Source organism: Mesorhizobium sp. WSM4829, from assembly GCF_055811475.1.
Genome location: NZ_JBVVQJ010000073.1, coordinates 1 through 11,788 on the forward strand (window position 1 = coordinate 1; position 11,788 = coordinate 11,788).

Consider the following 11,788-nt stretch of genomic DNA (forward strand, 5'->3'; position numbering starts at 1 on the left):
AAGGATCATGCGCAAATGCAAAGTGTTAGAGCGTCCTTTGCGCGTCCAATTGGACGCGCGGCGCTCTAATGTCCGCTCCGCTCCGGTTCTCGAAATCACCACCATATGACTCGCCGGAGCGACTTTCCAACAGCCTCTAAGCTGTATTGATGGTTGTGCCGATCGAGCGAGCCCGGGGAGCGCAGCGATTCACCACCTGCCGGCCAGCTGTGTCCATTCGGCAACTCTGCTCACTTAATAACGCTTTAGCCATCTTTTTGCCCGAAAGTGTCTCATTCTTGCCGCAACCAGGGGCGGGCTGGCGACAGAATGAGGGGATATCTTTGATCGTGACCCGATGGAAGACGCCGTTGCTGCTCGGCGTCATCACCTCTCCGCTGTTTTTGGCCGCCTGCAGTCAGACCACGCACGGCCTGTCCGTGGCCAGCCTGACCGATACCGCTAGGTCCCGGCCCTACAATCACACAGCGAAGGACAAGGAGTGCCTCCAGCGCGCGATGTTCTTCGAATCCAACCGGTCGAGCCGCGACGGCATGATTGCCGTCGGCACGGTGGTGATGAACCGGCTGCGCTCCGGCAAGCACGGCAACACCATCTGCGAGGTGGTCGGCGAACGCGGCCAGTTCGCGCCGGGCGTGATGACACGGCCGATGAATTCGAAGGCGATGCCCGATGTCGAGGAAGCCGCCGAGGCGGTGCTCAGGGGCGAGCGCAAGGCCAAGCTGAAGAACTCGATGTTCTTTCACACCGCCGGTCTGCGTTTCCCCTACAAGAACATGCACTACACCATGGTCGCCGGCGGCAACGCCTTCTACGAAAAGCGCGGCCGGAACTGGAAACCATTGCCGGACGAGCCCACGGTCGCGGTGGCACAGGCGACGCCGCGGCGGTCGCGCGCCGCAGGGGTGACGCTCATGGCCTCTGCTGCGCCGGCCGCCAAGGCGGCGCCCAGCAAGGTGACCTATGTGACGGCGGTCGCATCGCAACCGGCAAAGGCTACTCCAGGGAAGGCAACGCCGGAGAAGGTGACCTTTGTGGCGATGCAGGAGCCGGACGCCGCCCGTTTCGGCAGCACCGCCGGTGCGCAACCAGCTACGTCATTTTCGGCGGCGCCGGCCGAGCCGACGATGTCGTTTGAATCGACACCCGAGAACACCGATGCCATCGGTGCGATGATCGCCGGCCAGGGCAGGCCGCTGGAAGCCTACTAGGCGATCGACGGTCGACGTCGGCGCCGCCCCTCATCTGCCTGCCGGCACCTTCTCCCCGGATAGTGACGGGGAGAAGGGATCTGGCCGCAACCTTGGCACCCATCCTGCAACGCCGGAAATTGGCAAATCATTTGAGATGGCGTCTTTCGCCCCGTCACTATACGGGGAGAAATGCCCGGCAGGGCAATGAGGGGCAGCGCAAACCTGGGCGATTGTTCGCAGCAGCCGCGCCGCAGGAGAGTTCCAAAACCAATTGAAAAATCCTAAACCGATGCGATGTCGAAGCGAATCGCCGGTCCCGAGATCGAACGCCTGATCCAGCTCCTGGCCAAGGTGCCGGGGCTTGGGCCCCGTTCGGCCAGGCGGGCAGCGCTTCACCTCATCAAGAAGAAGGAGCAGTTGCTGTCGCCGCTCGCCGCCGCCATGAGCGAGGCGGTCGACAAGGTGCGCATCTGCTCGACCTGCGGCAATGTCGATACGTCCGACCCCTGCATGATCTGCACCGATCCGCGCCGCGACGCCGGCACGCTCATCGTCGTCGAGGACGTGGCCGACCTGTGGGCGCTGGAGCGGGCGGCCGCCATGAATGTCCGCTATCACGTGCTCGGCGGCTCGCTGTCGCCGCTCGACGGCATCGGCCCCGAGCAGCTCAACATCCGCTCGCTGGTCGACCGCGTCGCCGGCGGCGAGGTCAAGGAGGTGATCCTTGCCGTCAACGCCACCGTCGAGGGTCAGACCACCGCGCATTATCTCACCGATCAATTGTCCGGCTTCGATATCAAGGTGACGCGGCTGGCGCATGGCGTCCCGGTCGGCGGCGAACTCGACTATCTCGACGAAGGCACGCTGGCCGCCGCGCTGCGCTCGCGGACGGCGTTTTGAGGAAGGGGGGCCTATTGAGATGATTGCATTCCGTCGCGCCCCCCTCTGTCCTGCCGGACATCTCCCCCACGAGGGGGGAGATTGGCTGTCGCGCCTGTTTTCGCCAGCCTTCAATGTTGCAAGATTGGCGACAAAATCAAAGCTGCGAATCTCCCCCCAAGTGGGGGAGATGTCCGGCAGGACAGAGGGGGGCGCGACAGAACGCGGACTTTGCAGATTGGCTGCTTTTTTTCTCGCCGCACTGACTGCATTCCTGCTCGCCACTCCCGCCTCCGCCACAAAACTCGACACCCAGTTCCGTGCCTGGCTCAACAACGACCTCTGGCCCGAGGCCAACGCCAAGGGCATCTTGAGAAAAACCTTCGACGTCGCCTTCGATGGCATCAAACCGAACCTCAAACTGCCCGACCTGGTGATGCCGGGCAAAAAGGCGACGACGCCGAAAAAGCAGCATCAGGCGGAGTTCGGTTCGCCCGGCGCCTATTTCGCCGAAAAGACGGTTCGCGCCGTGACCGCTGGTGGGCGCACGCGCAAGGCAGCCAATGCCAGGACGATCGCCGCGATCGAGAAACGCTACGGCGTGCCGGGCGAGGTGCTGCTGGCGATCTGGGGCCGCGAGAGCGGCTTTGGCGCGGCGAAAATGCCTTACGACGCCTTCGAAGTGCTGGGGACCAAGGCCTTCATGGCGACCAGGAAGGATTTCTTCCGCACCGAGCTTATGGCAGCGCTCGAGATCGTCGAGCGCGGGCTGGCCCCGGTCGGCGCGATGAAATCGTCATGGGCCGGCGCACTCGGCCAGCCGCAGTTCATGCCGAGTTCGTTCCTCAAACATGCCGTCGACTTCGATGGCGACGGTCGGGTCGACATTTGGAACTCGGTGCCGGACACGCTGGCCTCGATCGCCAACTACCTCGTCCATTATGGCTGGGTGAAGGGCCGCGGCTGGGGTTTTGAGGTGACGGTGCCGGAAGCGGTCTCCTGTTCGCTCGAAGGCCCGGACCAGGGCAAGAGGATTTCCGAGTGGGCTGATCTGGGCATCAAGCGCATCGCGGCAAGACCGTTCCCGGCGCGCGAATTGAAGGCCGAAGGCTTTCTTCTGATGCCGGCCGGGCGCAGCGGTCCAGCCTTCATCGTCACGCCCAATTTCTACGTGCTGAAGCAATACAACACCAGCGATCTCTACGCCCTGTTCATCGGCCACGGCGCTGACCGCATCGCCAATGGCGACAGCAATTTTTCGGGGCGCTGGGGTGCGGTCGGCGGGCTCCACAGAACCGACATCGCCACCTTGCAGCGGGCGCTGGAGGCCGAGGGCTACGACGTCGGCAGCGCCGACGGCCTGCCCGGTTTCAAGACGCGCCGGTCGATCGGCAAATGGCAGGCCAGGAACGGTCGCGCCGCCACCTGTTTTCCCGACGCCGACCTGGTCACCGCGTTGAAATAGGGCGACTGCGGGTGTCGCTTCCGGCGGCGGCGTCTGGCTGATCCTGGCCCAACAAACAGCTTTGCAAATGCTCGTTGCCGCGCCTGAAACCGCCGGATATGGTGAGGCGGAACTGGATAAAAATCACCAGGACGACCGGTTCAGGGTCACCGTTCGATTAGAGCGCCGCGCGTCCGTTGGACGCGCAAAGGACGCTCTAAGACTTTGAACTACACATCGTGCTTTCCGAAAATCGATTCCGATTTTCGGGCCGATGTGTCAAGTGAATGCCAAACCCTGAGCCGGGAACTCAGGTCAACAAAAACAGGGAACAGTTAAAAATGATGATGAAAAAGTTTGCCCTACGCTCCCGCTTCCTGCTCGCCGGCGCAGCCATGTCCGCGCTGCTTCTGGCCGGTGCGCCTGCCCTTGCTGTCACGCCGGCCGACACGCTGGTCGAGGGTTTCGCCATCGACGACATCATCTCGATGGATCCGGGCGAGGCGTTCGAGCTGTCGACCGCCGAGGTCACCGGCAACACCTACGACCTGCTTGTCCGCCTCGACTTGAGCGACACCTCCAAGGTCAAGGGCGATCTCGCCGAAAGCTGGACTGTCTCCGACGACGGATTGACCTACACTTTCAAGCTCAAGCCCGGCCTGAAATTTGCCTCGGGCAATCCGATCACTGCGGCTGATGTCGCCTATTCGTTCGAGCGCGCCATCAAGCTCGACAAGAGCCCGGCCTTCATCATCGGCCAGTTCGGCATCAATGGCGACAACGTCACCGAGAAGGCCAAGGCCGTCGATGACACGACGTTCCAGTTCACGGTCGACAAGGCCTATGCGCCGAGCTTCGTCCTGAACTGCCTGTCGGCAACGGTCGCGTCGGTCGTCGACGCCAAGCTGGTCAAGGAACATGCTGCCGCGGTGACGCCCAGCGCCGACTACAAATACGACAACGACTTCGGCAACGCCTGGCTGAAGACCGGCTATGCCGGCTCCGGCGCCTTCAAGCTGCGCGAATGGCGGGCCAATGAGGTCGTCGTCATGGAGCGCAATGACAATTACCACGGCGAAAAGGCCAAGCTCGCCCGCGTCATCTATCGCAACATGAAGGAAAGCTCGGGCCAGCGCCTGGCGCTGGAGGCCGGCGACATCGACGTTGCCCGCAATCTCGAGCCGAACGACCTCGACGCCATCGCCAAGAACGCCGATCTCACCACCACCAGCGCGCCGAAGGGCACGGTCTTCTACATCAGCCTCAATCAGAAGAACCCGAACCTCGCCAAGCCGGAGGTTCGCCAGGCCTTCAAATATCTCGTCGACTATGATGCCTTGAGCTCGACCATCCTCAAGGGCATCGGCGAGATCCACCAGACCTTCCTGCCAAAAGGCGTGCTTGGCGAGCTGGACGAAAATCCGTTCAAATTCGACCTCGCCAAGGCCAAGGAACTGCTCGCCAAGTCCGGCATGGCCGACGGCTTCAGCGTCACCATGGACGTACGCAACACCCAGCCGGTGACCGGCATGGCGGAATCGTTCCAGCAGACGCTCGGCCAGGCCGGCGTCAAGCTGGAGATCATTCCCGGCGACGGCAAGCAGACGCTGACCAAATACCGCGCCCGCAATCACGACATCTATATCGGCCAGTGGGGCCAGGATTATTTCGATCCGAACTCCAACGCCCAGACCTTCGCCAGCAACCCCGACAATTCGGATGAAGGCAAGACCAAGACCTTGGCCTGGCGCAACGCATGGGATATTCCGGACTTGACCAAGCAGACCGAAGCGGCCCTGCTCGAGAAGGATCCGGCCAAACGCGCCGCAATGTATCAGGATCTGCAGAGGAAGATTCTCGAAACCAGCCCTTTCATCATCGTTCACCAGCAGCTGGAAGTGGCCGGCCTGCGCAAGAACCTCAAGGGTTTTGCGCTCGGCCCGAGCTTCGACACCAATTTCGTCAGCCAGATCACCAAGGAATGATGCCGGCGGACGCGCCGCATGAGTACTGTTGAAAGCGAAGCGACCGCAGGGCGCGGCAGCGCCCGCGCTGTCGCTGTCGCCTCGTCGATCGCCCGTTTCCTGGTCATCGCGATAACCACCTATCTCGGTCTTCTCGCGGTGACCTTCTTCATCGGCCGGGTCATCCCGATCGACCCGGTGCTGGCGGTGCTCGGCGACCGGGCGCCGGCCAATGTCGTCGAGCGGACCCGCCGCGAGATGGGGCTCGACCTGCCCCTGATCGAGCAGTTCTACATCTATGTGAAGAATGCCCTGAACGGCAATTTCGGCACCTCGGTGCTGACCACCAATCCTGTCATGACCGACATCCGCCGCGCCTTTCCGGCGACGATCGAGCTGGCGACGCTGGGAACGCTGATCGGTGCTTTGCTTGGTGTGCCGCTCGGCGTGCTGGCCGCGGTCCGGCGCGGCAGCATCATCGACCAGATCGTGCGGATCATCGGCTTGGTCGGCTACTCCGTGCCGATCTTCTGGCTGGGACTGCTGGCGCTCGTGCTGTTCTACGCCAGGCTGCAATGGGTGGCTTTTCCCGGCCGCCTCGATATCGTCTACGAATACACCTTCACCCCGATCACCGGCTTTTATCTCCTGGATGCGCTGTGGCAGCGACAGTGGGATGTGTTTCGCGATGCCTTCCGCCACATCATCCTGCCGGCCTCGCTGCTTGGCTATTTCTCGCTCGCCTATATCAGCCGGATGACGCGATCGTTCATGCTGAACGAGCTTGCCCAGGAATATATCGTCGCGGCGCGCGCCAAGGGCCTGTCGGAAACACGCATCATCTGGGGCCACGCGCTGCGCAACGCCGCCGTGCCGATGGTCACCGTGATCGCGCTCTCCTATGCCGGTCTGCTCGAAGGCTCGGTGCTCACCGAGACCGTGTTTTCCTGGCCGGGTATCGGCCTCTACATCACCAATTCCCTGCAGAACGCCGACATGAACGCCGTGCTCGGCGGCACCATCATCATCGGCTCGGTGTTCATCGGCATCAATCTCCTGTCCGACCTGCTCTACCGGGTGCTCGACCCAAGGACCAAGGTACGATGAGCGCTGAAGCAATCCAGAGCCGCCGCGACTGGCTGCTCAGCGAGCGGCCGGCGTCGCGCATGCAGGCCAGGCTCGGCCGCGCCTATGTCGCGTGGCGGCGCTTTTCAGCCAACCGGCTGGCGTTTCTCGGCCTGCTCATCATCATCGCTTTGCTGGTGGTCGCCGCCTTTGCCAATGTGCTGGCGCCCTATTCGCCGACATTCGGCGACCTCAAGGGCTCGCGGCTGCTGGCGCCAAGTGCCGAGCACTGGTTTGGCACTGACGACCTTGGCCGCGACATCCTTTCGCGCGTCATCTTCGGCTCGCGATGGACGCTTTACGTCGTCATTCTCGTCGCAGTCATCGCCGCTCCTATCGGCCTGCTGGTCGGCACCGTCGCCGGTTATGCCGGCGGCTGGATCGATGCGATCCTGATGCGTATCACCGACATCTTTCTCGCCTTTCCGAAGCTGATCCTGGCGCTGGCCTTCGTCGCCGCACTCGGCCCCGGCATCGAGAATGCGGTGCTCGCTATCGCCGTCACCTCATGGCCGCCCTACGCCCGTATCGCGCGTGCCGAAACGCTCACCGTGCGCAATTCGGATTACATCAAGGCGGTGCAATTGATGGGCGCCTCGCCGTTCCGCATCGTGCTGCGCCACATCATGCCGCTCTGCATCTCCTCGCTGATCGTCAGGGTGACGCTCGACATGGCCGGCATCATCCTGACCGCCGCCGGTCTCGGCTTCCTCGGCCTCGGCGCGCAACCGCCGCTGCCGGAATGGGGCGCGATGATCGCGTCGGGCCGCCGCTTCGTGCTCGACCAATGGTGGGTGGCCGGTGCACCGGGCTTTGCCATCCTCTTCGTCAGCCTCGGCTTCAACTTGCTCGGCGACGGCCTGCGCGACGCGCTCGACCCCCGCAGTGGTGACCAATGAGCACGCTTCTCGAGGTCGACGATCTGCGCGTCACCTTCCCGACGCGCACCGGCCGGATCGAGGCGGTGCGCGGCGTCTCCTTCTCGCTCGGCCGCGAACGGCTCGGCATCGTCGGCGAGAGCGGTTCCGGCAAGTCGCAGACCGGCCGCGCCATCATGGGCCTGACCCCGCCGCAGGCCGAGGTCACGGCCAGGAAACTTGCCTTCGACGGCACCGACCTGCTCGCGGCCTCGCCCCGCGACCGCCGGGCGCTGCGCGGCAAGCGCATCGCCATGATCCTCCAGGATCCAAAATACTCGCTCGACCCGGTGATGAGCATCGGCCGCCAGATTGTCGAGACGCTGCGCACGCATGAGAAGGTCGGCAAGGCGGAGGCCCGCGACCGGGCGCTCGCCATGCTGGAGGCGGTGCAGATCCGCGATCCCGCCCGTGTCTTCGACCTGCATCCGCACGAGGTGTCGGGCGGCATGGGCCAGCGCGCCATGATCGCCATGATGCTGATTGCCGGGCCGGAGATGATGATCGCCGACGAGCCGACCTCGGCGCTCGACGTCACCGTTCAGCTCGACGTGCTCGGCATCCTCGACAGGCTGGTCAGCGAGCGCGGCATGGGCCTGATCTTCATCTCGCACGATCTGCGCCTGGTCTCGTCGTTCTGCGATCGGGTGATCGTCATGTATGCCGGCAAGGTGGTCGAGCAGCTCAAGGCGTCGGAGCTCGGCCGCGCCCAGCATCCCTATACGCGCGGCCTGCTCAACTGCATGCCCAAGATCGGCGCCGACCGCCACCCGCTGCCGGTGCTCGACCGCAAGCCGGAGTGGGCGGCATGACGGCAGCACTTTCTGTCGACAGGCTGGAGGTGGTCTTCGACCGCTTTCGCGCGCTGAAGGGTATCAGCCTCGAGGTGCAATCCGGCGAATCCTTCGGCCTGGTCGGCGAATCCGGCTCCGGCAAATCGACGCTGCTTCGGGCGATCGCCGGCCTCGCGCCGGCCGCTTCGGGCAGCATCACCGTCAACGGAAAAAAACTCGGCAAGCGCCGCGACAAGGCCTTCTATCGCGAGGTGCAGATGGTCTTCCAGGACCCCTACGGCTCGCTGCATCCGCGCCAGACCGTCGACCGACTGCTGCAGGAGCCGCTCGCCATCCACGGCTTTGCCGATGGCGAGAAACGCATCCAGCAGGCGCTCGACGAGGTCGGGCTCGGCACCGGCTTCCGCTTCCGCTATTCGCATCAATTGTCGGGTGGCCAGCGCCAGCGCGTGGCGATCGCACGGGCGCTGATCCTCGAACCGGCGATCCTGCTGCTCGACGAGCCGACCTCGGCGCTCGACGCTTCCGTGCAGGCGGAGGTGCTCAACCTGTTGGAAGACATCCGGCGGCGGCGCAAGCTGACCTTCCTGATGGTCAGCCACGACTTCGCCATCATCACCCATATGTGCGAGCGGCTGATGGTGATGCAGAACGGCGAGGCGGTCGAGCACCTCACCGCTGATGACCTCGTCGAGCGCCGCGTCAGCAAGGATTATACGCGCAATTTGCTGAGGGCGAGCGAGGGGTTTGTGCGGACTGCGTGAGTCAAATCAGCTGTCCGCGTCGCGAAGGAATGCGACCTTAGCGGCGGCAGGCCCAATGACCCGGCGACGGTGCCAACTTGAGGAAAACATGAAATAACGCCAGAACAAATCTGAACCACCACCAAACGAGAACGGGCGTCGGCCCGGTGAGGGAACATCATGAAGAACTCAGCCATTTCCGAACGCAAGAACCAGTCGATCTCGCGCGGCGTCGGCATGACCACGCAGATTTATGCCGACCGCGCCGAGAACTCGGAAATCTGGGATGTCGAAGGCCGGCGCTACATCGATTTCTCGTCCGGCATCGCCGTCGTCAACACCGGCCATCGCCATCCCAAGGTGATCGAGGCGGTCAAGGCGCAGCTCGACCGCTTCACCCACACCTGCCACCAGGTGGTGCCCTATGAGAGCTATGTCAGGCTGGCCGAACGGCTGAACGGCTTGCTGCCGGGCAAATTCGACAAGAAGACGATTTTCGTCACCACCGGTGCCGAAGCGGTGGAGAACGCCATCAAGATCGCCCGCAACGCAACCGGCCGTCCGGCGGTCATTGCCTTTGCCGGCGGCTTCCATGGCCGCACCTTCATGGGCATGGCGCTGACCGGCAAGGTTGTGCCCTACAAGGTCGGCTTCGGCGCCATGCCGGCCGATGTTTTCCACGCGCCGTTCCCGGTGGCGCTGCATGGGATCACGGTCGCCGATTCGCTGGCCGCGCTCGACCGGCTGTTCAAGGCCGATGTCGATCCGGCCCGCGTCGCCGCCATCATCGTCGAGCCGGTGCAGGGCGAGGGCGGATTTTACGAGGCGCCGCGCGATTTCATGACGGCGCTGCGCAAGATCTGCGACCAGCACGGCATGCTGTTGATTGCCGACGAGGTGCAGACCGGTTTTGCCCGCACCGGAAAGATGTTCGCCATGGATCATCACGAGGTGGCGCCCGACATCACCACCATGGCCAAGAGCCTTGCCGGCGGCTTCCCGCTGTCGGCGGTCACCGGCCGCGCCGAGATTATGGATGCGCCCAGCCCCGGCGGGCTCGGCGGCACCTATGGCGGCAGCCCGATCGGCGTTGCCGCGGCGCATGCCGTGCTCGACGTGATCGAAGAGGAAAAGCTCTGCGACCGCGCCAACACGCTGGGCAACCGGCTGAAGCAGCGGCTGCAATCGATCCGCGACGACACGCCGGAGATCGTCGATATCAGAGGCCCGGGCTTCATGAACGCTGTCGAGTTCAACGATGTGAAGAAGGGCCTGCCGTCGGCCGAGATCGCCAATGCGGTCCGGCTGAAGGCGCTCGACAAGGGCCTGATCCTGCTCACCTGCGGCGTCTACGGCAACGTCATCCGCTTCCTCGCGCCAATCACCATCCAGGACGGCGTCATGAACGAAGCGCTCGACATTCTGGAAAGCTCGATCCGCGAGGTCCGCGCCGGTTGAGGGGATCTTTCTTCCCTTCTCCCCTTGTGGGAGAAGGTGGCCGCGAAGCGGCCGGATGAGGGGTGCTCCAGCTTGGCACCGACAGCACTCCGTCCAGCACCCCTCAACCGTCTCGGCGCTACGCGCCGATCCACCTTCTCCCTCAAGGGGAGAAGGCAAGGGCTGCGCCTATTCGGCGGCGCGGACGGGCTCTACCTGCTGGAAAGCGGCGAGCGCCGCCTTCAATCCGTCCGGTCCCGTCGCAACCGTCTGCGGCGTCGGCGAAAAGCCGGCGCCGAGCATCTTGCGGCCAAGCATGTGGTCGCCAGGCCGGTTGACCGATTCGATGCCGAGCAGACGATTCCCAGCATAGTGGTAGATGGAGAACCGGTTCTCGTTGACGTCGCCCAGCACGACATGGCTGTCGCCGCCCGAAATCAGGCCGACCATCTGCAGCTTGATGTCACCGATATCGGACCAGAACCACGGCACCGCCGCAAAGGCGTCCGCATGGCCGACAACGGTGCGTGCTGCAAGACGCGCCTGGTCGGTCGCATTCTGCACCGATTCCAGCCGCACATCGCCGCCGGTGAGCCAGTGCCGGTAGGAGGCGGCATCGCCGATGGCGAGGATTTCGGGCACCGACGTGCGCATCTGCTGGTCGACGCGGATGCCGTTGGCGATAGTGATGCCGGCGGCTTGCGCCAGTTCGACATTCGGCACGACGCCGATGCCGATGATGACCATCTGCGCCGGCAGCCGCTCGCCGGATGCGGTGATTGCCGCCGAGACATGGCCGTTCTCGGCTTCGAGCCGTGCAATCGTGGTGCCGCTGAGAATGCGCACGCCGGTCGCTTCCAGCCGCTGCCGCACATGGCGCGCGATGATCGGCGCCACCGCCCGGCCGAGCAGCCGGTCGACCGCCTCGACCACGATGACCTTGCGGCCGGCCGCTGTGAGCGTCGCGGCGATCTCCAGCCCGATGAAGCCGCCGCCGAGGATGACGACATCCTCGCTCTGCGCGCTCAATTCGCGGATCAGGCGCGCGTCGGCGAGCGAGCGCAGCGACACCACGCCCGCAAAATCCGAACCCGGCAGCGACAGCATGCGCGGCCGCGAACCGGTCGCCAGGATCAGCCGGTCGAACGGCAGTGTGCCGCCATCCGATAGCTCCAGCCTGCGGCCGCCCGGGGGGGGGGGGGGGGGGGCCCCCCGGGCGCCAGGGCATTGATTGTCGGACCAGGAGGCAGGCGCACGGTCGCGGTGGAGGCAGTGCCGACCGGGCCTGGCAA

10 protein-coding genes are annotated in these 11,788 nt (G+C 64.2%); 9 read left to right on the top strand and 1 reads right to left on the bottom strand.

Annotation, left to right across the window (positions count from 1 at the left end):
* Window positions 1-323: 323 nt before the first annotated feature.
* The 9 genes from AC0L17_RS33605 to AC0L17_RS33645 all read left to right on the top strand — a co-directional run bounded on the left by AC0L17_RS33605 (window position 324) and on the right by AC0L17_RS33645 (window position 10,517).
* Entirely contained in the window at window positions 324-1,211 is an 888-nt protein-coding gene (locus AC0L17_RS33605; protein WP_473518885.1) for a cell wall hydrolase, read from the top strand.
* A 276-nt stretch (window positions 1,212-1,487) separates the two neighbouring features.
* Window positions 1,488-2,093 (top strand): recombination mediator RecR, encoded by a 606-nt coding sequence (gene recR, locus AC0L17_RS33610; protein ID WP_023802085.1) that lies wholly within the window; start codon window positions 1,488-1,490, stop codon window positions 2,091-2,093.
* 169 nt (window positions 2,094-2,262) lie between these two features.
* The gene (locus AC0L17_RS33615) at window positions 2,263-3,537 is read left to right on the top strand and encodes a lytic murein transglycosylase (RefSeq protein WP_473518886.1); all 1,275 of its coding nucleotides are present in this window, start codon (window positions 2,263-2,265) and stop codon (window positions 3,535-3,537) included.
* 320 nt (window positions 3,538-3,857) lie between these two features.
* Window positions 3,858-5,501, top strand: coding sequence for an ABC transporter substrate-binding protein (locus tag AC0L17_RS33620; RefSeq protein ID WP_473518887.1), 1,644 nt, complete (start codon window positions 3,858-3,860; stop codon window positions 5,499-5,501).
* An 18-nt stretch (window positions 5,502-5,519) separates the two neighbouring features.
* Window positions 5,520-6,587 (top strand): ABC transporter permease, encoded by a 1,068-nt coding sequence (locus AC0L17_RS33625; RefSeq protein ID WP_023802089.1) that lies wholly within the window; start codon window positions 5,520-5,522, stop codon window positions 6,585-6,587.
* On the top strand, window positions 6,584-7,504 hold the full coding sequence (gene nikC, locus AC0L17_RS33630; protein ID WP_023802090.1) for a nickel transporter permease: 921 nt from the start codon (window positions 6,584-6,586) through the stop codon (window positions 7,502-7,504). The genes AC0L17_RS33625 and nikC overlap by 4 nt, the downstream gene beginning before the upstream one ends.
* Window positions 7,501-8,334 (top strand): ABC transporter ATP-binding protein, encoded by an 834-nt coding sequence (locus AC0L17_RS33635; protein WP_287226871.1) that lies wholly within the window; start codon window positions 7,501-7,503, stop codon window positions 8,332-8,334. Before nikC ends, AC0L17_RS33635 begins: the two co-directional genes overlap by 4 nt.
* The gene (locus AC0L17_RS33640; protein WP_473518888.1) at window positions 8,331-9,080 is read left to right on the top strand and encodes an ABC transporter ATP-binding protein; all 750 of its coding nucleotides are present in this window, start codon (window positions 8,331-8,333) and stop codon (window positions 9,078-9,080) included. Before AC0L17_RS33635 ends, AC0L17_RS33640 begins: the two co-directional genes overlap by 4 nt.
* 159 nt (window positions 9,081-9,239) lie before the next feature.
* Complete coding sequence (locus AC0L17_RS33645; RefSeq protein WP_473518889.1) at window positions 9,240-10,517, top strand: 4-aminobutyrate--2-oxoglutarate transaminase; 1,278 nt, start codon at window positions 9,240-9,242, stop codon at window positions 10,515-10,517.
* Between the two features lie 168 nt (window positions 10,518-10,685).
* On the opposite strand, the gene AC0L17_RS33650 is transcribed toward AC0L17_RS33645, so the two are convergent.
* The coding region (locus tag AC0L17_RS33650; RefSeq protein ID WP_473518890.1) for an NAD(P)/FAD-dependent oxidoreductase at window positions 10,686-11,788 on the bottom strand (1,103 nt) is incomplete at its 5' end.